General features: G+C 66.0%; 22 protein-coding genes. 15 read left to right on the forward strand and 7 right to left on the reverse strand.

What is annotated here, in order from left to right:
* Window positions 1-37: 37 nt before the first annotated feature.
* The 6 genes from ACFC4D_RS11820 to ACFC4D_RS11845 are packed head-to-tail and all read left to right on the forward strand — an operon-like array spanning window position 38 to window position 7,968.
* Window positions 38-3,724: a nitrate reductase subunit alpha gene (locus tag ACFC4D_RS11820; protein WP_376062687.1), complete on the forward strand. Its 3,687-nt coding sequence runs from the start codon at window positions 38-40 to the stop codon at window positions 3,722-3,724.
* Window positions 3,721-5,385, forward strand: coding sequence for a nitrate reductase subunit beta (gene narH / locus ACFC4D_RS11825; protein WP_376062688.1), 1,665 nt, complete (start codon window positions 3,721-3,723; stop codon window positions 5,383-5,385). The genes ACFC4D_RS11820 and narH overlap by 4 nt, the downstream gene beginning before the upstream one ends.
* Window positions 5,382-6,020: a nitrate reductase molybdenum cofactor assembly chaperone gene (gene narJ, locus ACFC4D_RS11830; protein ID WP_376062689.1), complete on the forward strand. Its 639-nt coding sequence runs from the start codon at window positions 5,382-5,384 to the stop codon at window positions 6,018-6,020. Before narH ends, narJ begins: the two co-directional genes overlap by 4 nt.
* A 2-nt stretch (window positions 6,021-6,022) precedes the next feature.
* Window positions 6,023-6,751: a respiratory nitrate reductase subunit gamma gene (gene narI / locus ACFC4D_RS11835; RefSeq protein ID WP_376062727.1), complete on the forward strand. Its 729-nt coding sequence runs from the start codon at window positions 6,023-6,025 to the stop codon at window positions 6,749-6,751.
* Window positions 6,752-6,803: 52 nt separating this feature from the next.
* Window positions 6,804-7,022 (forward strand): hypothetical protein, encoded by a 219-nt coding sequence (locus tag ACFC4D_RS11840; RefSeq protein WP_375952109.1) that lies wholly within the window; start codon window positions 6,804-6,806, stop codon window positions 7,020-7,022.
* Between the two features lie 7 nt (window positions 7,023-7,029).
* Window positions 7,030-7,968 carry a hypothetical protein gene (locus ACFC4D_RS11845; protein WP_376062690.1) on the forward strand — a complete coding sequence of 313 codons (939 nt, stop codon included), beginning with the start codon at window positions 7,030-7,032 and terminating at the stop codon, window positions 7,966-7,968.
* A 15-nt stretch (window positions 7,969-7,983) separates the two neighbouring features.
* Here ACFC4D_RS11845 and ACFC4D_RS11850 read toward each other — a convergent pair whose 3' ends face one another.
* The 3 genes from ACFC4D_RS11850 to ACFC4D_RS11860 form a co-directional block, all read right to left on the reverse strand.
* A complete protein-coding gene (locus ACFC4D_RS11850) occupies window positions 7,984-8,577 on the reverse strand; it encodes a dihydrofolate reductase family protein (protein WP_376062691.1) in 594 nt (197 codons plus the stop codon).
* Window positions 8,574-9,386, reverse strand: coding sequence for a metalloregulator ArsR/SmtB family transcription factor (locus ACFC4D_RS11855; RefSeq protein ID WP_376062692.1), 813 nt, complete (start codon window positions 9,384-9,386; stop codon window positions 8,574-8,576). The genes ACFC4D_RS11850 and ACFC4D_RS11855 overlap by 4 nt, the downstream gene beginning before the upstream one ends.
* A gap of 69 nt (window positions 9,387-9,455) precedes the next feature.
* Window positions 9,456-10,958 (reverse strand): MFS transporter, encoded by a 1,503-nt coding sequence (locus tag ACFC4D_RS11860; RefSeq protein ID WP_376062693.1) that lies wholly within the window; start codon window positions 10,956-10,958, stop codon window positions 9,456-9,458.
* A 75-nt stretch (window positions 10,959-11,033) separates the two neighbouring features.
* Between ACFC4D_RS11860 and ACFC4D_RS11865 the strand changes: the two genes are divergently transcribed.
* Window positions 11,034-11,972, forward strand: a complete 939-nt coding sequence (locus tag ACFC4D_RS11865; protein WP_376062694.1) for a LysR family transcriptional regulator — start codon at window positions 11,034-11,036, stop codon at window positions 11,970-11,972.
* A gap of 9 nt (window positions 11,973-11,981) precedes the next feature.
* On the opposite strand, the gene ACFC4D_RS11870 is transcribed toward ACFC4D_RS11865, so the two are convergent.
* Window positions 11,982-12,719 (reverse strand): TetR/AcrR family transcriptional regulator C-terminal domain-containing protein, encoded by a 738-nt coding sequence (locus ACFC4D_RS11870; protein ID WP_376062695.1) that lies wholly within the window; start codon window positions 12,717-12,719, stop codon window positions 11,982-11,984.
* A 60-nt stretch (window positions 12,720-12,779) separates the two neighbouring features.
* On the opposite strand from ACFC4D_RS11870, the gene ACFC4D_RS11875 reads away from it, so the two are divergent.
* Both ACFC4D_RS11875 and ACFC4D_RS11880 read left to right on the forward strand, forming a co-directional pair.
* Window positions 12,780-14,372 carry an FAD-dependent oxidoreductase gene (locus tag ACFC4D_RS11875; protein WP_376062696.1) on the forward strand — a complete coding sequence of 531 codons (1,593 nt, stop codon included), beginning with the start codon at window positions 12,780-12,782 and terminating at the stop codon, window positions 14,370-14,372.
* 87 nt (window positions 14,373-14,459) lie between these two features.
* Entirely contained in the window at window positions 14,460-14,861 is a 402-nt protein-coding gene (locus ACFC4D_RS11880) for a PPOX class F420-dependent oxidoreductase (protein WP_375952089.1), read from the forward strand.
* Window positions 14,862-14,870: 9 nt separating this feature from the next.
* Here ACFC4D_RS11880 and ACFC4D_RS11885 read toward each other — a convergent pair whose 3' ends face one another.
* Window positions 14,871-15,284, reverse strand: a complete 414-nt coding sequence (locus ACFC4D_RS11885; protein WP_376062697.1) for a hypothetical protein — start codon at window positions 15,282-15,284, stop codon at window positions 14,871-14,873.
* Window positions 15,285-15,421: 137 nt separating this feature from the next.
* Window positions 15,422-16,576: a helix-turn-helix domain-containing protein gene (locus ACFC4D_RS11890; RefSeq protein WP_376062698.1), complete on the reverse strand. Its 1,155-nt coding sequence runs from the start codon at window positions 16,574-16,576 to the stop codon at window positions 15,422-15,424.
* 151 nt (window positions 16,577-16,727) lie between these two features.
* Between ACFC4D_RS11890 and ACFC4D_RS11895 the strand changes: the two genes are divergently transcribed.
* Window positions 16,728-17,891: a sensor histidine kinase gene (locus ACFC4D_RS11895; RefSeq protein ID WP_376062699.1), complete on the forward strand. Its 1,164-nt coding sequence runs from the start codon at window positions 16,728-16,730 to the stop codon at window positions 17,889-17,891.
* Between the two features lie 3 nt (window positions 17,892-17,894).
* A complete protein-coding gene (locus ACFC4D_RS11900) occupies window positions 17,895-18,548 on the forward strand; it encodes a response regulator (RefSeq protein ID WP_376062700.1) in 654 nt (217 codons plus the stop codon).
* Between the two features lie 4 nt (window positions 18,549-18,552).
* On the opposite strand, the gene ACFC4D_RS11905 is transcribed toward ACFC4D_RS11900, so the two are convergent.
* Window positions 18,553-20,124: an alpha/beta fold hydrolase gene (locus tag ACFC4D_RS11905; protein ID WP_376062701.1), complete on the reverse strand. Its 1,572-nt coding sequence runs from the start codon at window positions 20,122-20,124 to the stop codon at window positions 18,553-18,555.
* A gap of 195 nt (window positions 20,125-20,319) precedes the next feature.
* Here ACFC4D_RS11905 and ACFC4D_RS11910 point away from each other — a divergent pair, with 195 nt between their 5' ends.
* The 4 genes from ACFC4D_RS11910 (at window position 20,320) to ACFC4D_RS11925 (ending at window position 23,750) form a co-directional block, all read left to right on the forward strand.
* A complete protein-coding gene (locus ACFC4D_RS11910) occupies window positions 20,320-21,192 on the forward strand; it encodes an LLM class flavin-dependent oxidoreductase (protein ID WP_376062702.1) in 873 nt (290 codons plus the stop codon).
* Window positions 21,193-21,225: 33 nt separating this feature from the next.
* On the forward strand, window positions 21,226-22,026 hold the full coding sequence (locus tag ACFC4D_RS11915) for an inositol monophosphatase family protein (RefSeq protein ID WP_376062703.1): 801 nt from the start codon (window positions 21,226-21,228) through the stop codon (window positions 22,024-22,026).
* 33 nt (window positions 22,027-22,059) lie between these two features.
* The gene (locus ACFC4D_RS11920; protein WP_376062704.1) at window positions 22,060-22,569 is read left to right on the forward strand and encodes a hypothetical protein; all 510 of its coding nucleotides are present in this window, start codon (window positions 22,060-22,062) and stop codon (window positions 22,567-22,569) included.
* Between the two features lie 131 nt (window positions 22,570-22,700).
* Window positions 22,701-23,750, forward strand: coding sequence for a ParB/Srx family N-terminal domain-containing protein (locus ACFC4D_RS11925; protein ID WP_376062705.1), 1,050 nt, complete (start codon window positions 22,701-22,703; stop codon window positions 23,748-23,750).
* Window positions 23,751-23,814: the final 64 nt, after the last annotated feature.

Here is a 23,814-nt window from a genome sequence, read left to right on the forward strand (position 1 = left end):
CGGAGTCCGCCGCCGGTCCTGGTGAGAGGCGGGATAGATGGCGCGCAGCAGCGGAAACACCCTCGATGGCGAATTGACCGAGGCGCTGATCCGCTCCCGGCGCTTCTTCACCCGCACCGAGATGTCTCCGGATTTGCGGAGTGAGTATTTGCGGGGTGGTCGGCAGGCGGACGACTTCTATCGCGACCGCTGGTCCCATGACAAGGTGGTGCGCTCGACGCACGGGGTGAACTGCACCGGATCGTGTTCGTGGAAGGTGTTCGTCAAGGACGGCATCATCACCTGGGAGACCCAGGCCACCGATTACCCCTCCACCGGTCCGGACCGACCCGAATACGAGCCCCGCGGTTGCCCGCGCGGTGCGGCGTTCTCCTGGTACACGTACTCGCCGACCCGGGTGCGCTACCCGTACATTCGCGGGATTCTGCTGGAGCTGTATCGAGAAGCCAAGCGCCGCACCGGAGATCCGGTGCTGGCCTGGGAATCGATCATCTCGGATCCGGAACTGTCCCGGCGGTACAAGAGTCTGCGCGGACGCGGCGGCCTGGTGCGCACCAGTTGGGATGAGGCCGTCGAACTCATCGCCGCCGCGCATGTGCACACCATCAAGGCGTACGGGCCGGACCGCATCGCCGGGTTCTCGCCGATTCCGGCCATGTCCATGGCCTCGTTCGCGGCGGGCTCGCGCTTCATATCGCTCATCGGCGGCGCGATGCTGTCCTTCTACGATTTCTACGCCGATCTGCCGGTCGCCTCACCGCAGGTCTTCGGTGATCAGACCGATGTCCCGGAGTCCGGGGACTGGTGGGACGCGGGCTATCTCATCATGTGGGGCTCGAATGTCCCGGTGACCCGCACCCCGGACGCGCACTGGATGGCCGAGGCGCGCTATCGCGGTCAGAAGGTCGTTTCGATCGCACCGGACTACGCCGACAATGTGAAGTTCGCCGATGAGTGGGTGGCCCCGCATCCGGGCACCGACGGTGCGCTCGGTTTCGCCATGGGGCATGTGATCCTGCGCGAGTTCTTCGTGGATCGGCAGGTGCCGTACTTCCAGCAGTATGTGCGCCGCTATACCGATCTGCCGTTCCTGGTGCGATTGGACAGGAGCGCGGATGGTTTCCGGCCGGGCAAATTCCTCACCGCCGCGGATCTGCCCGAGTACGCGGACGAACCCAATGCCGCGTTCAAGACGGTGCTGCTCGACGGTGCGGGAAAACCGTTGGTGCCCAACGGCTCTCTCGGCTTCCGCTATGGCGAGGCGGGCGCGGGCAAATGGAATCTGCAACTCGACGATGTGGAGCCGCTGCTGACCATGGACGGTCAGGGCGCGGTGCAGGTGTCGCTGCCGCGCTTCGACACCGGTGACGGTTCGGCCGCCGAGATCGTGCGCGGGGTGCCCGCGCGGACCATCGGCGGGCATCTGGTGACCACGGTGCTCGATCTCATGCTCGCGCAGTACGGCGTACATCGCCCGGGCATGCCGGGGGAGTGGCCCACCGGATACGAGGACGCCACCCAGCCCGGCACGCCCGCCTGGCAGGAGACCATCACCGGTGTTCCGGCGACGGTGGCGGCCCGGATCGGCCGCGAATTCGCCGCCAATGCCGAGGAATCGCGCGGGCGTTCCATGATTCTGCTCGGCGCGGGCACCAATCACTGGTTCCACTCCGACACCATCTATCGGACGTTCCTGGCGCTCACCACCTTGACCGGATGCCAGGGTGTGAACGGCGGCGGCTGGGCGCATTACGTCGGCCAGGAGAAGTGCCGCCCGGTGACCGGGTGGGCGCAGGTGGCCAACGCGCTGGATTGGACGCGACCGCCGCGGCAGATGATTCAGACCGCCTACTGGTATCTGCACACCGATCAGTACCGCTACGACCCGTTCAGCGCGGACGCGCTCACGACGACCAATGGGGCGGGCCGGTTCACCGGCCGCTCGACCGCCGATCTGATCGCGCAGACCGCCCGTATGGGCTGGATGCCGTCGTTCCCGACGTTCGATCGCAATCCGCTCGATCTGGTCGACGAGGCCGAGGCGGCCGGGGTCGCACCGGCGGATCACATTGTGGGGCAGCTCAAATCAGGAGAACTGCGGTTCGCCTGTGAGGATCCGGACGAGCCGCGCAACTTCCCGCGCCTGCTCACCATCTGGCGCTCGAACCTGCTGGGCTCCTCCGCCAAGGGCAATGAGTACTTCCTCAAACATCTACTGGGCGCGGACAATTCGCTGCGCGCCGAGGAAGCGCCACCGGAGGCCCGGCCCAAGGACATCGTCTGGCATGACGAGGCGCCGGTCGGCAAGCTGGATCTGCTTGTCACGCTGGACTTCCGGATGACCAGCACCACCATTTTCTCCGATGTGGTGCTGCCCGCCGCCACCTGGTACGAGAAGCATGATCTGTCCTCCACCGATATGCATCCGTTCGTGCACTCGTTCAGTCCGGCCATCGCGCCGCCGTGGCAGACCCGCACCGACTGGGATGCGTTCATGACCATCGGCGAGGAGTTCAGCAAGCTCGCGCGCAAACATCTCGGGGTGCGCAAGGATCTGGTCGCGACCCCGCTGCTGCACGACACCCCCGATGAGATGGCCAATCCGCACGGCATCGTGCGGGACTGGAAAACCGGTGAGTGCGAACCGATTCCGGGTGTGACCATGCCGCGGCTGACGGTGGTCGAGCGCGACTATTCGGCCGTGTACGCCAAGATGAGTTCGCTCGGACCGCTGCTGGACAAGCTCGGCGCGACCACCAAGGGCATCACCTACGAGGTGGAGCGTGAGATCGAATACCTCGGCCAGGCCAATGGTCTGGTGCACGGCGGCCCGGGTGACGGTCGGCCGTCGCTGCTGCGCGATGTGAACGCCTGCGAGGCGATCCTGGCGTTGTCGGGAACCACCAACGGCCACTTGGCGACTCAGGGTTTCCGGACGCTGGAGAAGCGCACCGGGACAGCGCTCGCGGACCTCGCCGCCGAGCACGAGGGCAAGCGCATCACCTTCGCCGACACCCAGGTCGCGCCCGTCCCGGTCATCACCTCACCCGAGTGGTCGGGTTCCGAATCCGGCGGCCGCCGCTATTCGCCGTTCACGGTGAACGTGGAGCGAAACAAGCCCTGGCACACGCTGACCGGCCGCCAGCATTTCTATCTCGACCACGATTGGATGCAGGAGGTCGGCGAGCAATTGCCGGTCTACCGGCCGCCGCTCAATATGACCGCGCTGTTCGCCGAACCGCGGTTGGGTGAGCAGAACGCGCAGGGGCTCACGCTGCGGTATCTGACCCCGCATTCGAAGTGGTCCATTCACTCCGAATATCAGGACAACCTGCTCATGCTGAGCCTGTCGCGCGGTGGCCCCACCATCTGGATGTCGAACCTCGACGCCGCGAAACTCGGTATCGCGGACAATGATTGGATCGAGGCGGTCAACCGCAATGGCGTGGTGGTTGCCCGCGCGGTGGTGTCGTACCGCATGCCCGAGGGCACGGTGTACATGCATCACGCCCAGGACCGGCTCATCGATGTCCCGCTCGCGGAATCCTCGGGTAAGCGCGGCGGTATTCACAATTCGCTGACCCGGCTGCTCATCAAGCCGACGCATCTGATCGGCGGCTACGCCCAATTGTCCTTCGCCTTCAACTATCTCGGCCCGACCGGCAATCAGCGCGATGAGGTGACGGTAATCCGCCGTCGGAGCCAGGAGGTCCAGTACCGATGAAGCCCATGGCGCAAATGGCGATGGTGATGAACCTCGATAAATGCATCGGCTGCCACACCTGTTCGGTGACCTGCAAACAGACCTGGACCAATCGCGCTGGCGTGGAATACGTCTGGTTCAACAATGTGGAAACCCGTCCGGGACAAGGTTATCCGCGTACCTACGAGGATCAGGATCGCTGGCGCGGCGGCTGGGAGCTGACCCGCAAGGGCCGGTTGCGACTGCGCGGCGGCGGCCGAATGCACAAGCTGTTCACCATTTTCGACAATCCGATCCTGCCGGAGCTTTCGGACTATTACGAGCCGTGGACCTATGACTACGAGACGCTGACCACCGCGCCGGTGCAGCAGCACACCCCGGTGGCGAGGCCGAAGTCGCTGATCACCGGCGAGGACACCAAGATCACCTGGTCGGCGAACTGGGATGACAACCTCGGTGGCGCACCGGAACTCACCGGCGGCGACCCGCTGCTCAAACAGGTCGGCGATAAGGTGAAGTTCGAATTCGACCGCACCTTCATGTTCTATCTGCCGCGCATCTGCGAGCACTGCCTGAATCCGGCCTGTGCGGCATCCTGTCCGTCCGGCGCGATCTACAAGCGCGAAGAGGACGGCATCGTGCTGGTCGATCAGGATAAGTGCCGAGGCTGGCGCATGTGCGTCTCGGGGTGCCCGTACAAGAAGATCTTCTTCAATCACCGCACCGGTAAAGCCGAGAAATGTACGTTCTGCTTTCCGCGTGTGGAGGTCGGGCTGCCGACCGTCTGCGCCGAAACCTGCGTCGGCAGACTGCGATACATCGGCGTCATGCTCTATGACGCCGATACCGTCGCCGACGTCGCGGCCACACCGGATGAGAAGGATCTGTACGCCGCACAGCGCGACGCGTTCCTGGATCCCTTCGACCCTGCTGTGATCGCCGCCTGCGAACGCGCGGGCATGCCGCGCGATTGGGTGCAGGCGGCACAGAATTCACCGGTATACGCGCTCATTCGCAAGTATCGGGTGGCATTGCCGCTGCATCCGGAATACCGCACGGTGCCGATGGTCTGGTACATCCCGCCGCTGTCGCCGGTGGTCGACGCGCTGCGCGATACCGGGCACGATGCCGAGGATCACGGCAATCTCTTCGCCGCCATCGACGCGCTGCGTATTCCGGTGGAGTATCTGGCCGAATTGTTCACCGCGGGCGATCCCGCACCCGTGGATGCGGTACTGCGCCGCCTGGCCGCCATGCGCAGCTATATGCGCGATATCAATCTGGGCCGCCCGTCGCGTCCGGAGATCGCCGAGCGGGTCGGGATGACCGAGGAAGCGCTCTACGATATGTACCGGCTGCTCGCCATCGCCAAATACGAAGAGCGCTATGTCATTCCGACCGCGCACGCCGAACAGGCGCACGGGCTGGAGGAATTGGCCACCGACTGCAGTCTCGACTACGACGGCGGTCCGGGCATGAACGGGTGGGGGCCGTTCGGCGAGAGTTCCGGGCAGCCGACACCGGTCGCGGTGGAGAACTTCCGCATGTTGCAGGACCGGCAGACCGCGGACAGTCCGTCGAGTATGGCGGGCTCGGGCCGGGTGAACCTGCTCAACTGGGACGGTCGCGGCGCGCCGGACGGGCTCATGCCGCAGTCGAACGGCGGAAGGCATCGCAAATGAAGCTGACCGATTCGATGCGCTCGGGAGCCTGGCAGGTGCAATCGCTGCTGCTGGCGTATCCCGATGAGAGACTGCTGGATTCGCTGTCACTGCTGTGTCGCACGGCCGCCGCGTTGCCCGAACCGGTGGGCGCGCCGCTGCGCTCGCTGCTCGATCATCTCGAGCGCGGTGCGCCGCTGGCGCTGGCGACCGAGTACGTCGACACCTTCGATCATCGCAAGCGGTTCAGTCCGTATCTGACCTGGTTCCTGTACGGCGACACCCGCAAGCGGGGGATGGCGCTGCTGCGTTTCAAACAGCTGTATCGCGTGTCCGGGATGGAGCTGGACGATGGTGAGCTGTCCGATCATCTCGCGGTCGTGCTGGAGTTCGCGGCCGCCCACCCCGAACCCGGCGGACAGCTGCTGTGCGAGCACCGTGCGGGTATCGAGGTCATGCGAAAAGCCTTGCGCGAGGCGGGTTCTCCCTGGACCGGCGTGCTCGATTCGCTGTCCGCGACGTTGCCACCGCTGCGCGGTGAGGAGAGCACCGCCATCGCCCGGCTCATCGCCGAGGGGCCGCCCGGTGAGGATGTCGGGCTCGAACCGTTCGCTCCGCCCACCTATATGCCGCAGATGATCGGAGGCCGTCGATGACGCTGAGCGCCAGCGATGTACTGCTGTGGGTCGCCATACCGTATGCGGCGCTCGCGATTTGCATAGGCGGGCTGATCTGGCGGTATCGCTATGACAAGTTCGGCTGGACCACCCGGTCCTCACAGCTGTACGAGAACCGCCTGCTGCGCCTGGGCAGTCCGCTGTTCCACTACGGCATCGTATTCGTGTTCCTGGGCCATGTGATCGGCCTGGTGATTCCGGAATCGTGGACCGAGAAGGTCGGCATCAGCGAAAGCATGTATCACGCTGCGTCTTTCAGTCTCGGTGCGGTGGCGGGTGTGGCGACGGTGGCCGGTCTGCTCATTCTCGTCTACCGCCGTCGCACGGTCGGCCCGGTGTTCTCGGCGACCACCCGCAACGACAAGATCATGTACGTGCTGCTGGGGCTGACCCTGCTGCTCGGACTCGGTGCGACCCTGTACGGCAACCTGACCGGCAATCCGCACAACTACCGCGAGGACATCTCCCCGTGGTTCCGGTCCATCTTCTACTTCCAGCCCAAGCCCGAACTTATGGTCTCCGCCCCGCTGGGCTTCCGCCTGCACGCCCTCTCGGCGTGCGCGCTGTTCGCCTTCTGGCCCTTCAGCCGCCTGGTGCACGTGTTCTCCGCGCCGGTCGGCTACCTGACCCGCCCGTACATCGTCTACCGCAGCCGCAATACCGGTCTCGGCACGAAGGCGCAGCCGCGCGGCTGGGAACGGGTGCAGTAGGCGTCCGGCGAAACCCGCTTCACCCCAGGGTTGTTCGGTTAGGCTGAACCTCGTGCCGGAGCTCGATCGACTGCATGACGCCAGTCGGGTCCCGCGCGTCGAATTGGCGGCACTCGGCCCACTCGATGAGGGCCACTACGCCGTATTGCGCACCGCGTTCGAGCACGCCCGCGATAAACGCGAGCGGGAGCTGAGCGCGGCCATCGATAAGGGGCTCACCGTCGTGCCGCCCCTCGCGCGTGCCATGGTGCGCCGCATTCTCTTCTCCTGAGGCGATCATGACGAGTCTGGCCACCCGCGCGGAAGTGGTGAAGCTCGCGCGCGAATTGGATACCGCGCCGGAGGATTTGGCCTTCCTGCTCGAGAGCGATGCGGCTGCTGTCCGGCGGGTGCGTCAGCGGATGCACCGTTCGCTGGACGCACCGCATCGGCCGATGTTCCAGCGGCTGGCGAAAGTCAGTGCGCTGGTGCCCAATACGCTCGCCATCTCGATCGCGACCCGCTTCTTCGGCCCCATGCTGTGCGGCAGGATCGCCAGTTCGCTCACCCCCGAGCGTGCGGTGGGGCTCATCGGGCAGGTGCCGGTGGAGTTCCTTGCCGATCTCGCGCCGTATGTGGATCCGGACGCGGCCGCACCCATTGTGCGCGAATTCCAGAGTTCGATGCTGGTGCCCGTCATGCGAGAACTGCTGCGACGCGAGGACTATGTGACCCTGGCTCGATTCCTGGTGGCCGCCACCGATCAGCAGCTGCTCGATGTGGTGCCGCATATCGACGATGCCGGGGACATGCTCCAGGTCGGCTTCAACGCCGAACTCGACACGGTCTCGGATCGCTTCGAGGTGGTGCTGTCCCAGCTGCCCGATGACCGCATTCGGGCGATCATGCTGGCCGCGCACGAACAGGACCGCTTCACCGAGGCCTTCACCTTCATGCAGTTCCTCAGCGCGCGGACGCTGGGCCGGGTGGCGACCGCGACCGCCGATATGGACGATGCGGTGCTCATCCACATGATCGAGGCGGTGGACCGTGAGAACGCCTGGGCGGAAATGCTTCCCGTCGCCGAGGTGATGTCACCGCCGCAGTGGCGGCGCATGTTCGATCTACCGGTCTGGGATGTCGCCAAGCTCGACGCGATGGGCCGGGCCGCCGAGGCGACCGGACACGGCGAGGAATTGCTCGAAGTCATCGCCGAGGCCGGTAAGCGCCTCGATTGAGCAAGTGCGCCACCGCTATCCGCGCACCCGGTCGTAGATCGCGGCGACCTCGCCCTGTTCGCCGACCTGCTGGAAGGTCAGTGCCCACTGGGAGCCCGGCAGTCCGTCCTCGAACAGGCGGTCGCCGCCGCCCGCGATCTCGGGGCAGATGATCAGGTAGAGCCGGTCCACCAGGTCCGCCGCGAGCAGCGGCTTGAGGATGCTGGGGCTGGTGTTGACGAGGATATCGCCGGTGCCCTCGGATTTGAGTTCGGCGATGGCCTCGGCGGTCGGGGCGTTGACCACGCGGGCGCGGTCCCACGGCGCTTCGGTCAAAGTCGTTGAGAACACCACCTTTTCGCTGTCGACCAGCCACTTGGCATAGCCGCGATCACGGGGATCGGCATTGTCGTCGGTGGCCACGGTCGACCAATAGCCGATGAAGCCTTGGGCATTGCCGCGACCCAGGACCGCGGTGGTGGCGTTCTCGCACATGCGGGTCATGTGATCGCGGGAGGCGTCGGTGGCCGCGTAGCGCACGATCGAGCCCAGATCGCCGGGGCCGCCCGGGCCGTTGTAGCGGCCGTCGAGGGTGATGGCGATATTCGCGGTGACTTTACGTGTGGTCATGGCTGTACTTCCTTTTCGATGGTGATGGTGTTGATGAGGTTGTCGAGTACCTGGCTCCAGCCGGCTTCTATCCCGGCGATATAGGGGACGGCCTCGACGGCGGTGTCGGTGATGGTCAAGTCGAGCCGCAGCCGGGTGCCTTCCGGGGCGGCGGTCAGGGTGAGGTCGTAGTTGCCGGTGAACGAGACGGCTCCCGCCGAGTCGAGTACCGACAGGTCGAAGACCAGGTGTTCGGGTTCGAGCGCGGTGTGCACGCGGCCCTGTGAGCGATAGCGGCGGCCGTCGGCATCGAGGTATTCGAGGACGGCATCGCCGCCGGGCCGGGGTTCGATTCGGCAGTCGGTGATCGTCATGGTGGTTGGCGCCCACCAGGATTCGAGCAGTTCGGGCTCGATCCAGTGGTGCCAGACGGTGTCGGGTGCGGCGGGCAGGGTGCGTTCGAACGTGAACGCGCGCCCGTCCGCCCAGCGCTCGCGGTTCGCGAGTTCGGATTCCGATTCGATGGCGGCGCGATAGCGCGCCAGCACATCTCGCTCATCCGCGTGGGCGTCGATGGTTTCGATGAGCCCGCGCAGGCGCTGTTCGAGCGACCGCAGGGGAGCGGACTCGAGGGCATAGACGCGTCGCTGGCCGAGCGGGAACACGGTGACCAGGCCCGCCCGGGCCAGCGACTGAAGATGTTTGGTGGTCTGCGGCTGGCGCAGACCGGTGGACTCGGCCAGTTCGCCGACAGATCGGGGACGTTCGGCGAGGAGTTCGACTATGCGCCACCTCGCGGTGTCTCCGAGTGCTGCTGCGATCTGCTCCATGCCAAGAAGTATTCTCCAAAGCGAATATTCTTGTCAAGGAATATTTGAAATCGGTTCCGGGCAGGGCACCTACCGGCCACGACGGGACAGCAGGGACTCCGTCAGCACCAGCACCCCGAGGATCAGCACGCTCACGCCGATCACCCGCAGGCCCAGATCCGCGCCCGAGACGAAGGCGGTGATGACCTCCGGTACACGACCGGGCACGGCGGCCAGTGCCTGCGCGACGGTGTGCGGGTCGTGCGCGGCCCGGATATCACCGGGCAGGGCGGCGGCGAATCGTCCGGTGAGAATGGTGCCGATGACCGCGACGCCGAGCGCACTGCCGAATTCGCGGGTGGTCGCCTGCAATCCGGCGCCCACACCGGCCTGAGCCGGGGGCAGCGCGCCCGCGATCGCTCCGGACAATGTCGGAAGTGCCAGTGTCACACCGATTCCGGTCACGATCAGCCAGGCGGCGTATTCCAGGTAGGCGGTGTGCTCACCGCTGGTGGAGAGGCCGAGCAGGCCGCCGCCGACGAAGGCGAACGCCAGGGTAACGGTGGCGTTCATGCCGATGCGCCGGGTCACCCGGCCCACGTGGCGCGCGCCGAGAATGATCGGAATGGTCAGCGGGATGATGCCGAGGCCGGTGTGAAACACCCCGAATCCCTTGGCGTACTGCAGGAATGAGGCGTTCACATAGAACAGCGCGAACATGCCGAAGAAGACCGCTGTCATGCCCAGGCTGGCGCTGCGCAGTGCGGGCAGGCGGAACAGCCGGGGATCGAGCAGCGGGTGTTCGACCTTCAACTCCACCAGGGCCCAGAGTGCGAACAGCGCGGCAGCGCAGGCGAATCCGGCGATGACCAGGGGACTTCCCCAGCCCGATTCCGGACCCTGGACGATACCGAGCAGCAGCGCCACCGAGGCGGCGACCAGCAGTACCGTGCCGAGCCAGTCCAGGCGGCGATCATGACGCTCGGACACCGGCACCATCCGGGCCGCCAGCGCGGCGAGCAGCACCGCGATCGGCACGGCGGCGGTGAACAGCCAGCGCCAGGAACCGCCCGAAAGGATCGCTCCGCCACCGACATTGCCGACGACGCCGCCGATGCCGGTCATCGACGCCCAGGTCGCGATGGTCGCACCCCTGCGTTCGACGGGAACCGCGTGCAGCAGGATCGCGAGGGTATTGGGCAGCACCGCGGCCGCGCCGACCCCGGTGATCGCGCGCCCCACGAGCAGCAGGACGATATTCGGGGCGACGGCCGACAGCAGCGCGCCCACCGCGAAAAGGCCGAGCCCCGTGAGCAACACGCCCTTGCGTCCGAAGCGATCGCCGGCCGCACCGCCCGGAATCACCAGGCAGGCGAAGAAGATGACATAGGTGTCGACAATCCAGACCAGGGCCGAGGCCGAGGGATGCATACCGCTGGCGGCCAGCATCGGGACCGCGAGGTTGATGGCGGCGACCATCCCGACCACGAGGACGACGCAGGCGCACATGAGCGCCAGCAGGCCCCGCTGCGAGACCGGGCGGGCTAACCGCGAAACGGGTGGTTGATCGCGAATCAGATCGTTCAGAGCCATGCGATTCACGCTATGGACCAGGGGTGTATGCGTGCCACGCAACTTTGGTAAGGGAGACTTGCCTAGGATGCAATCATGCCCGAGCAGATCGATCTGAACCTGCTGCGTGTTTTCGACGCGCTGCTCCAGGACGCGAGTGTCACCTCGGCGGCCGAGCGATTGCACCTGTCGATTCCGGCCACCAGTCGCGCGCTCGGGCGGTTGCGTCGCGCCATGAACGATCCGATTCTGGTGCGTGCGGGTCGCGGGATGGCACCGACTCCGTTCGCGTTGCGCACCGCGCCTCGCGTGCGGTCACTGCTGGAGCAGGCGGCGGCGCTGATCAGTGCCGACGAATTCGATATCGCGAAACTGAAGCGCACCTTCACCATTCGCATCAATGACGGTATCGCGGTGACGCTGGTGACGGCGGCGGTCGAGGCTACGGCGGCGGTCGCTCCGGAGGTCACGCTGCGCTTTGTCACCGAGGGCAATGAGAGCATCGAGGCGCTGCGCGACGGTTCGGTGGATCTGGATATCGGCGCGGGTGATGATGCGGCACCGGATATTCGAACCGCGGCGCTGTATCGGGAGCGGATCGTCGGAATCGTCCGAGGCGATAGTCCGCTCGGACGGGATGCTCAGCCGACACTGGCGGAACTGTGCGAGTACCCGCATGTCTCGTCCTCCCGGCGGGGCCGGGCGCGCGGACCGCTGGATGACGCTCTCGAAGCCGAGGGGTTGCAGCGTCAGGTCGCCGCGGTCGTCCCGACCTCAGCGGTCGCAGCCCTGCTGGTCGCGTCGAGCGGCTATGTGGGGCTCGTGCCGCAGCGGCTGGCGGAGCAGTACGGAAAACCCTTGGGCCTGCACTGGTTTCCCATTCCGGCGGAGCTGCCGGAGGTTCAGGTCCGGTTGCTGTGGCATGCACGGCTCGATGCCGATCCGGCACAGCGCTGGCTGCGGGACACGATTCGAGCGGCACTCGACGCGACCTCGGATACGGCCGAATCGGTCGATGGGGGACTGCCCGGCTGAACGCCGGCTTCACCGCGCGCGGCTGATGCCCTCCAGTAGGCAGTTCAATCCGAAGTCGAAACGCGCTGTGTCGGTGATGTCTTCGGCGTCCGCGAGGCGGCGGGCGAAATTCGGATAGTCGCCGGTCGCGATGACCTCCCGCAGGTAGGGGCCGACGGTGGCGCGCCACTGGTCCTCGGTCAGGCCGGTGCGCTGCTGGGCCCGGATCTCGGCGAGGACGTGGTTGACCGCGCCGAAGACGTAGGACGTCACGGTGTCGACGATATTCGTGGCGAGGGTGATATCGCGGGTGAAAGGAATGAGCGCTGCGAGCCCGATGTCGTAGCGGCGCAGCGCATTCGGCCCCAACGCGGGGCGGCCGGAGAGTTCCGCGGCGAGCCAGGGGTGCGCCAGCAGGGTATCGCGCAGGTGCTGGGCGAGAGCGGCCAGATCGGCGCGCCAGTCCCCGGTGAGCGCGGGTGCGTCGGGTTCGCCCTGCGCCGCGTCGATCATGAGGTCCAGGAGTTCGTCGCGGCCGGCCACATAGCGGTAGAGCGAGGCGGTGCCCGAGGCCAGTTCGGTGGCGACGCGGCGCATGGAAACCGCTTCCAGCCCTTCGGTATCGGCGATGGTCAGGGCCGCGCGCACGATGCGCTCCACGCTGGGCGCGCGGCGGGCCGGGGTGCGGCGGTCTTTGCTCCACACCAGTTGCGGGGTGTTGTCCGGCATCGCCTGCCTTTCGTTCTCGAAATTCGCCGTTGCGCCCATCCTAACACTGTGGATACGGTGTAGCCATTACGGCAACACTGTATCCACAAGGGGATTGTCATGCTGGACAAGCAGATTCCGGTACTCATCGTCGGGGGCGGTTCGGTTGGGCTCGCCACCGCGCTGTTCTTGGCCGATCAGGGCGTCGAGACGCTGGTGGTGGAGGCGCAGGACGGGCCGTCCGAACATCCGCGCGCCACCGGACTCGGTCCGCGCACCGCGGAGATACTGCGCGCGTTCGGCCTTCAGGACGCCGTCGACGCGGTGTGCGTGGACATGATCGAGGGCGGGCTGGGCAAGATCGCCGTGCGCACCCTCGCGGAGACAGACTTCGCCACGCTGCCGTCGATCGCGCCCATGCGGCGGATATCCGGGCAGGACGATGTCAGCCCCGGGCGGGTGCGCGGAATCTGCCCGCAGCACCGACTCGATTCGGTGCTGTTGCCTGCGGCGCGGGAACGTGGTGCGACAGTGCGGTATTCGACGCGATTGGAATCGTTCACGCAGGACGCGACAGGGGTGCGGGCGCGACTGTCCGATGGATCGACGGTGCGCGCGGACTATCTGATCGGCGCGGATGGTGTGCGCAGCGGCGTTCGGGAGCAACTCGGCATCGGTGTGAGCGGGCCTGGAGCCCTGGGCAATCCGATGATGAGCATGCTCTTCCACACCGACCTCACCTCGTATCTCCAAGGGCGGCAATTCGTCACGTGCAACGTCGAGAACCCCGGCGTGCGCGGGATGCTGGTCACCGTCGACGGTGCGAAGGAGTGGATTCTGCACGTCGAGTGCGATGACGCCGCCGATGCGTTCTCGAATGACCGGTGCCGCACACTGATTCACGCGGCCATCGGCGATCCCGCGCCCGACGTGCAGGTCATCAGCGTATTGCCGTGGCGGCCACGCGGATTGATCGCCGACCGATTCCAGCACGGCCGCGCCTTCCTCATCGGCGACGCCGCCCGCGCGGTCCCACCCCTGGGCGCATTCGGCCTCAACACCGGAATCGCCGACGGCCACAACCTCGCCTGGAAAATCGCCGCAGTCCACGCGGGCCGAGCCGGATCCGGCCTACTCGACACCTACACCACCGAACGCCACCCGGTAGCCCAAATGGTTCTGGATCAGGCCGTACGCCGCCTCCCCGACCCCCGCCTGCACTGGGGAACCGGCCCGGAAATCGCCGCCGCCCGCCACGCCGCAGACGTCCTGAACGCCCCCGTCGTACAACTCGGCTACCGCTACAACTCAACAGCCGTCATAGACCCCGCCCCGGAACTGCCCTCCACCGAAGATGTTTCACTCGATCTGGACGGCACCCCCGGCTCCCGCCTCCCACACCGCTGGCTAGACCTCAACAACGCCCGAATATCAACCCTCGACCTCATCGGCCCACATTTCACCCTCCTGACCGCAAGCCCACAATGGGAGGCCGCCGCCCGAAAAGTCGCCGAATCCCACCCATCCGAACTGTCCGTACAGCGCATCCCAGCAGGCGACTGGAGCACCGCCACAGGCATCAACCAAACCGGCGCAGTGCTGGTCCGCCCCGACCATTTCATCGCCTGGCGATCCGCGGGTCCGACCGCCGACCCGGTTACCGACCTCATCCAGGTACTCGACCGGGTATCGGCCCAACCCGACCGGTCCTGAGCATCCGCACCGCAACCCGACGAATCACCCGCACCCCCAATGCGGTTTGATTACAACGCAACTGCCCACCCCGAGCGGAGGTACATCATGGTCGAGATTCCCGAAAAGGCCCAAGACCTACTGGAGCGCCCGGTCTACGCCAGCCTGGGCACCACCCGCCCGGACGGCGCACCCCAGGTCAACCCGATGTGGTTCGTCTGGGATGGCGAATTCATCTGGTTCACCCACACCAACTACCGCCAGAAGTTCAAGAACCTGGCCCACGAACCCCGAGTCTCCATCTCGATCTTCGACCCCGACAACCCTTACCGGTACCTCGAAATCCGAGGCGTGGTCGACCACATCGACGACGACCCCACCGGCGCCCTCTACACCCGCCTCTCCGAGCGCTACAACAACGGCCCGGTAGTACCCCCGGACGCCAAGGACCGCGTAGCCCTCGCCATCCGCCCCACCGGCGTCTACGGCAACGCCGTCTCCCGCGACTGACCGACCGGATCATGAGGGTGCGCTGCCGCCACTACTCCGGCCATCCGTTTGCGGTCCGGCGAGCGCACTCTCATCCATTCCGCTCGCCGCCTCGCGTATCGGGGCAATAATCCACCGTGCGTACGTTTCCTGAGGTTCAACCGTGATCACATCGGCGACCTGAACAATTTCATCGGGGGCCACACCTCCGAGATGTTCGAGATTCGGGGTGACGATCGCATCCACGTCGAGCCGCGAAACCGGCACCCGTAACCGATGAATGGGACGATCGGTGTGCGGCCCGAAAACGACGATCTTCCGCAGATCGTATCCGAGTCTGAACGCGAGATTCTTGATTCGGCCTTCGTCCCATTGACGCCGTGATTCGGAAATATCGCTGCGCAGAAATCCGACTGCGGTAGGGATCTCGAGCATGGGGCGCATCCTTCCGTGCGGGGATCGATTTCGATCCGTCGTTCGGAATCAGCTTGTCCGCCAACATGTCCACCGGCAATGGCACTTGCGTGGTGCACCACTCGAAAGTGCCACATGGCCCTTGGCCGAGCTGCGATGCGCGAGGGTCAATACTCGAGATCGATGAGGTCGGCGAGGTGGCGCATCTCTGCGGTCAGAGTGCGTCGTTCGGCGATCAATCTGCCCATGAGGTCTCGGGCAAGGCGCTGTTCGGCCAACCACGGACCGGCCTCTATCGAGAGTTGCCGCAGGACCTCGAACGCGTTGTCGGGACGTCTCAGTTCCAGATGCGCGGAGGCGACGTCGAGGAGGTGCCGGTTGCGATTGTCCGATGTGGGGCGCAAACCTGCCGGAACCTCGCGGGCCAGCCGCAGCGCGAGATCCGGCTGATCATCGACGACGGCGTTCTCGACGCGCTTCATGGCGACGGTGGCAGGGCCGAATCTAGTCCAATAGTCTTGATAGCCACTGACATCGCGCTTCATGACCACCGCGCCGGCCTGCGCGAGCCGCATCATATCGTCGGCTTCATCCGGGCGATTATCGCGAATCGCCGCAGCCGAGCCGCGCAGCAGCAGCCAACCCCATGTCGATATCTCTCGTTCGGTCGCCACCGATAGCCGAGGCTCGATCCGATCCGCCCACCGGGTTGCGAGTTCTCGCACCGCGTCGAACTGCCGCTCCACGATCATCAGCCAGCACAGGGTGACAATCGCCGAGGCGGAATCGACTGCGTTCCCGGTCCTCTCGGCATCGGCGACCGACTGTTCGAGCGCTATCCGCGCGGGCCGCAACTGCCGCGTCTGCACCATCACCGAACCAGCCAATTGGAGAATTCTGGACCGAATCACGGGCTCGGCCGCTCGCCCCTCATCGATCAACATCGGAAGCACCTGTGCCAACCGTTCATACCGGTTGTCGTGATACAGCTGCACCGCAGCCGCCAATGATCCCGCCAATGTGCCGCTGGAATCGGAATTTTCAATCGGCTCCATCGCCGCGATGGCAACGCGAGTCGGCTCCCACAACGCACCATCCCTGCTGGCCGGGGGCGTTGGGGCAGGGCCCAGCAGCGTTGTCAATGGGCATCCCAGCGCCACCGCGAGTCGGCGTAGCGTCTCCATCCGCGCATCGTCCCGCTCACCCTGCTCGAGCTTGCGGATGAACGACAGCGAAACCCCCGACATCTCGGCTAGCTCACGCTGGGTGAATCCCCGCCGCTTCCGCACCGACTGCAGGTACTGTCCGACATCCCCGCTCATGAATCCAGGCTAAGGCTGTACGCGGGTGCACGGGCCGAGTCGGACCATCACTGACCACCGAGGCCGGGTATTCCGAAGGATGGATCGGCCGGGGCCGCGGGTCATTCCGAGGGGTGAGGTGCGGGTGTTCCCGTCGAATTAGGGTGGTCGGGTGGTCGACGAGCGGGTGGTGCTGTGGTTGCGTCGGCGGTTCGCCCTGGTTGACGCGGTGTTCGCCGGGGCGTTGATCGTCGGGTGCGCGCTGTGCGGGATTCTGGTGGGGGCGGATGCCGATTACTTCGTTTTATCGGTGGTGGTGCTGGGGCCGTTGGCAATTCGGCGACGGTGGCCGGAGGTTTCGGCGATGGGGGTGGCGGTCGGTGCATTTGTGCAGTGGGTGCTGATTCGGGATTCGACGGGGGCGTTGCCCGCCGATATCGCGGTGCCGATCGCCGTTTATACGTTGGCGGCGTATGGGCGCGGGTATTCGAGCCGGATCGGGTTGGTGGGTGGGCTTTTCGGCGCGGTGCTCGGTGGGTGGAGTTGGCCGCAGTTGCCGATGCCGGTGCTGGCGCATGTGATTGTCGGTGCGGGCCTGGCCAGTACGGTGCTGGCGGCCTGGCTGGGTGGGGCTTGGCAGCGGGCGCGGCGGGGGGAGTTGCTAGCGCTGGCAGAGCGGGCGGAGCTGCTGGAGCGCACCCGGGATCAGGGGATGCGATTGGCGGTGTTATCCGAGCGGACTCGGATCGCGCGGGATATCCATGACATTCTCGCGCATTCACTGGCGGTGATCGTGGCGCAATCCGATGGCGGACGTTATGCGGCAGCGCGGGAGCCGAATGCCGCCGTCGACGCATTGACTGCCATCGGTGCACACGGACGGCGGGCGCTCGTCGAAACCCGGCGGGCCATCGGCGTATTGCGCGCGGATAGCGAGCCCGAGACGTCGCCGAGCCCCGGCTTCACCGATATCACGCGGTTGGTCGGCGATATGCGCGCCGCGGGATTACCCGTGGAATTGACGCTCGACGTGCCGCGGGGAATTGCCGACGGCATCGGCTTGGTCGCGTATCGAATCGTTCAAGAGGGTTTGACCAATGTGGTCAAACATGCCGGAGCCGGTGCACGAGCACGAGTTTCGATATCGCGCGACGGAGACTGGCTTTCGATCGATATCGCGGACGACGGTCACGCCGCTTCCGGCCCGCAGAGCCCCGGCTACGGCCTGATCGGAATGCGAGAGCGCGTCGCATCACACGGCGGCGATATCGAACTGCGGCGCACCCCGGACGGCCACCTGCTGACGGCGCGAATTCCCTTGCGAATCGAGGAGTAGACAATGATCGGAGTACTGCTCGTCGAAGATCAGGCCCTGGTACGGGCCGGGTTTCGCATGGTGGTGGACTCACAACCGGATATGCGAGTGGTCGGTGAGGCTGGTGACGGCGCGAGCGGAATCACCGAAGCCGCCCGGACCGCACCGGATGTGATCGTCATGGATGTGCGCATGCCGACAATGGACGGCATCGAAGCGACCGCGCGAATCCTGGCCGCATCGCGCACCCCGAAGGTGCTCGTACTCACCACCTATGACCTCGACGATTACGCGGTCGCGGCGGTGCGCGCGGGAGCCAGCGGATTCCTGTTGAAAGACGCCCCCGCCGAAGACTTTCTGGCCGCGATAAGAACCGTGCACGCCGGTGACGCGGTGCTGGCCGCCTCGACCACCCGCCGACTGCTCGATCGCCTCGCCCCGCCGGTCGATCCCACCGCCCAGCGCCTCGTCTCGACCCTGACCGACCGCGAGACCGAGGTACTGCGGGTGCTGGCGCGCGGGCTCTCCAACGCCGAGATAGCGATCGAATTGGCCGTAGGCGAGGGGACCGTGAAAACCCATGTGCGGCATATTCTTACCAAGCTCGCCGTGCGAGACCGCGTGCGAGCGGTGATCATCGCCCACGAGGCCGGGCTGGTGCTGCCCGGCACTCGCTAGATCGTCAGTCCGCGACTCGACGGCAGGTCCCGTCACCGCCGGGCAGGACGCCGTTCAGCAGATACGTCTCCACCGCCGAATCGATGCACGGGGAGGGCTCGGCGAGGTAGATGCCGTGCCGAAACGCTGCTTCCATCACCAGAATTCGCGCTTCCGGCAGTGCCTGCCGCAACACCCGCTGACCCGACACGGGTGCGACCGGATCACCTGATGCGCCTATCAGCAGCGCCGGGCGACTATTGCCGATCACGGTCGCGGGCTCAACCGGGCGGACCGGCCACACCGCGCACGGGGTCAGATGCCGAGCCAGCGGACCGAACATCGGCTCGGCGGCCAGATGATCCCGAATATCGGTGAAGTACTCCTCGACCCCGCGCGCCGTCCGATCCGCGCACTGATTGGCCACCGTCGCACTGAAACCGAATTCGGGCGATCCGGACTGATCCGCATAAAGACCCAGCTTGGCCTCGAGTTCCGGCGCGGGATCCGACGACCTCCCCAGAGCCGCGTCATACAGCGCCCGCACCTGCCGCCCGAATACCTCGTAATAGGCATCGGAGTCATCGACCGTCAGTAGCAGACCCGGGACCATATCGGCGGTGATGGTCACCCCGCCGATCGTCACCGGCCGCGCGGAAACCGCACGGGCGATGCCGCCCACCGCATCGAGCACCGCGTCCCGCGTTGTCCCCAAACCGAATTCGCCATCGCGCAGCGCGGCCCATCGAGCCCAGTCGGCCAAGGCGGCAGCCGTTGCGGTCGCGGTGTCCCGTGTCAGATCCGGTCCGGGCGCTCGCGGATCCAGCGCACTGTCCAAGACAACCCGATCAACGCGATCACCGAAAAGTTGCGTGTAGACCGCGCCCAGATAGGTTCCCCAGGACCAGCCCAGGTAGGAAATCCTGGACTCACGCAGGAGAACCCGCAGCAGATCGAGATCGCGAGCGATCGTCCTGGTGGATGCGAACGGAAGCAGCGCACGCGACGGCTCGCATCTCGCGGCCAGTTCCCGGGCGACGGTCACCGTCCGGTCGAAATCCGCCCGCTCCACGGGCGCTGCCTGGGCGATGCCGAGATATTCACCGGTGGCCCAACCGCATTCGAGCGGTGAACTGGCTCCGAAGAAGCGCGGATCCATACCCACCAGATCGAACCGTTCGGCAATCGCCGTCGCGGCGGGATGCCCGCCTTCGGGACCGTCCACGATCATGGTCACACCATCACGGGACGGCCCCGGTCCACCGGTGTTCACCACGAGCGTCCCGAGCCGATGCGCCGAATCCGTGGCAAGCCGCCGCGCGACCGCGATCGAGATGGTCGCGCCACCGGGATCCCCGTAGTTCAACGGGGCCCGGAATTCTCCGCACTGCGCTCCCGCTGCGGCCAATCGTTCCCCGGTCGTGTCCTGCGGCCCCGTCCGGCAGTCGTGCCAGGTGATCTCCTGCTCCTGTAACCGTGCGGGCAGCCCGTGTTCGACGGGTGTCTCCCGCGTGCCCGCGCCGCATCCGGCCAGCAGGATCGCGGTCAGCAGCGGTACCGCCGCCCGCGCACGTGCGGCCGATTTGATCGATTGCATGAAACCCTCACAGCCGATGGTGCGTCGAATGCCGCCGAGTGACGGCCGCATTCGACGCTAGGTATCGGCGGTACCCGGCGGCATCTACCGCGCGGCCCCTTTCTGCGGCCCTGATCTCGCCCGTTCGGTAGAGCCATCCCAGGGCATCGAATCGACTCCGATCCGATGTCACCCGGATCTGGTAGTCATGAATTCATGACGACCTTGGGAGCGGTATTCCGCCCGCAGAATCCGCCGGAGCGCCTGCGCGAGGCGGTTCGCGTGGCAGACGAATCGGGCCTGGACGAATTGTGGCTGTGGGAGGACTGCTTCCTGGAGGGCGGAATCTCCACCGCCGCAGCCGCATTGGCGTGGAGCGAGCGGGTGCGCATCGGGGTCGGCGTGCTGCCCGTACCACTGCGCAATGTCGCGCTCACCGCCATGGAGATCGCGACGCTGGAGCGCATGTTCCCCGGTCGCGGCATCTGGGGTGTGGGTCATGGCGTACAGGATTGGATGGGCCAGGTCGGCGCACGGGCGGCATCGCCGGTGACCCTGCTGCGCGAATACCTCGAGGCCCTGCGCGCGCTGCTGGGCGGAGAGCGACTCACGGTGAAGGGGCGCTACATTCAGCTGGACGGCGTAGCCCTGGATTGGCCCCCGGCCGCCGCCCCGCCGATCTTCGCCGCCGCCAGCGGACCCAAAACCCTGCGCCTGGTAGGCGAATCGGCGGACGGCGTCGTACTCGACAACACCGCCTCACCCGAGCGCATCCGGGCCGCCGTCGATATCTTCCGCGAGGCTCGTGCGGAATCGCTTGCCGCCCAGCCCTTCCCGATCGTGGCGTACCTGCTCGCCGCCACCGGCCCCGATGCCGCCGATCGCGTCGCCGCCGAATTGCAGATCAAGGACCGCGACACCATCCCGGATATCGGCGTGGCGGGCGATGCGGAGGCCATCGCCGCCGCCGTGCGGCGCTGGTATGCGGCGGGCGCGACCAGCGTCATCCTGCAACCCACCGCCGACGAACCCGATCCGGTCGGATTCCTCCGATTCACCGCCGAGCAGGTCCGCCCGCTGCTGCCCTGACACCGAGGCAGCGCAGTCGGTAGCGTCCGAATGGTGGACTCAGATGTCGAAATCGCCATTCGCGCAGCGGAAGCCGCGTCCGAGGTATTGCGCGCGGCCTTCCGCGGCCCCGTCGAGCATTACGCGAAGGAGGGCGACGATTTCGCGACCCAGGCCGATATCGCCGCGGAACAGGCCATTCTCGCGATCATAAGCGCCGCGCGACCGGAGGATCGATTCATCGCCGAGGAATCGGGCCGATCCGGGACCTCGCATGGTGATCGGGTCTGGCTGATCGACCCGCTGTGCGGAACCAGGAACTTCGCGGTGGGCACACCCGAAGTCGCGGTGAATATCGCGCTGCGCGTGGCGAATTCCCTCGATACTGCGGTGGTCGCCGATCCTTTCAGCGGCGAGATCTTCTGGACGGCGGGTACCGGCGCGTTCGCCCGGCGCGACGGCGTGGACCAGGTACTGACCCCGCGCGCCGACAGCAAACTGGTCGATATCGACGTGGATCCGCCCTATCCGAATCGTGGAACATTCAGCGCCGGGCGACTATTCGACGATGAACACTTCATGACCCAATTCCATCCGCGAGTCCTGTCCACCACATTGGCGCTGGCCTGGGTGGCGGCCGGTCGGCGTGCGGCGTACATCACCGATGGCGACTTCCGGGACAATGTGCATTTCAGCAGCGGAATCGCACTGTGCCGCGCGGCGGGCTGCCGGGTTACCGGATTGGCGGGTGAGGACGTGCTCGCCGGTGCGCACGGGTTGGTGGCAGCCGCCGACGCCGCGACGCATGAACGGCTGCTGGAAATCATTGCCCGCCAAGCCGTAACAGATAGGTAGCCGTAAGCGGCGTACGCCGCATACGGTGGGGCCGTGGCGGAGTGGATCAGCGTGTACTGCCGGGAATCGGTTGAATTGGATGGCGCTGAGGTGTGGGACTGGATATCCAGTGCCGATCTGTGGACCTTGGCGGAGGGTTTCTTCGAGAATGACGCGGAGGTCGAGGACGCCCTCGAACACGCCCTGGTGAATCTGCGCATCGATGCCGACGCCGAGGTGTCGGTGGGCTGGAAGACCGAGGGCCGCGGTATGCGCGTCTGGCACGCACTGGGCGCCGATGTGGTGGCCCAGGTCGGAGAAGTGCTGGGGGAGCACCTGATCGACGCGGTCGGCCCCGGCCCGGATCGGATCCGCGCCCATCTCGCCGAAACCACCCAGGTGGTGAATATCGAGATGTCCGCGGAGGATTCGCATCGCCTGGGCGCGGTCTTCGGATCCGTGATCGCCCTGCGCATCGCCGAGGAAGCCGAGGGGCTGGTCTGGTATTTCGATCAGGAGTGGGTCGATCCGCGCAAGCCCGCCGAAACCCTCTGGACCGGATAGCGACGAGTGCGCACCTGTTCACCAATTGTTGTCGTGGTGAACAGCATTCGTCTGCTCGATGATCGCGTACCTGTCACGGACGGTGGTCACGGTGGTGCGGCTTGGATGACATGCGGGATGTGAGGAAATCGATGAGCAGCACCACCGTCGGGCGGGGTCGTTGGACCGCGGGTATCGCCGCGGCCCTGATGGCTTTGGCAAGTGGCATCACCTGGGTCGCCCCGGGAAATGCGAGCGCGGACCCGCTGTGCGCGCTACAGAGCGGATCGGCGGGATCGTCGTACGCCTGCGCCGCCGCCGGTGATCTGCTCGATGTGCGAATCGGTGATGTGCTGGCCACCCAGCCCTCGCTGGGCTACGACGAGATCTACTACAAGCTGGGCCGTTACACGCTCGGCAAGGATGAGATCAACTCCAAGTTCAACGACTGGTGCGAGAGCAATGGCCAGCTGTCCGTCGTCTCGGCCAAACCGGATGCGCGCCTGAGCGATTCGTCCTCGTTCCAGTGCAAGCTGGCGGTGGGTCAGGAGACCCCCGAGAGCATCGCCGCGATGAAGACCGTGGTCATCGGCCCCGGCGGCAAGCCGTACCTGACCGACGGCCACCACACGCTGACCTCCTACCTGGAGACCCCGGACGGCGGCGCGGATCTGCACGTGCGCCTGAAGGTGCTGGGCAACCTGAGCACCCTGTCCGATGCCGATTTCTGGACCCAGATGAAGGCCAAGGGCTGGGTCTGGCTCAAGGATGTCTCGGGCAATCCGGTCGCCGTGGATCAGCTGCCGAAGTCGCTGGGCCTGTCGAACTTCTCCGATGACAAGTACCGCAGCATGATGTACTTCGCCCGCGATATCGGCTACCACGTCGGCGATCTGCCGTTCGAGGAGTTCTTCTGGGGCGATTGGATGCGCAAGGGCAATATCGGCGGCGACTGGAATCGCAGCGATTTCACCGCCTATCTGGCCGCGCTGAAGACCGTCACCAAGGCGCAGACCGCGCTCGCCCCCGATGCCATCGTCGCCGAGGGCAAGACCGCCAAGGAACTCGATCAGCTGAGCGCCTGGAATGACGGCAAGGCCGAGGACAAGGGCGAATTCGCCAAGATCTCGCAGCCGTACGCGGCGGACAAGCCGGGCAAGCTGGGCTACGCGGTGGAGTACCGAATCCGCAACGGACGCTGATCCTTCCGCACCGACTCGCTGATCGACCAATTCGCGGCGTCGGTCGCACGATGGCATCGAACCG

This window comes from Nocardia sp. NPDC056000, from assembly GCF_042269265.1.
In the GTDB taxonomy this organism is placed as follows: Bacteria; Actinomycetota; Actinomycetes; order Mycobacteriales; family Mycobacteriaceae; genus Nocardia.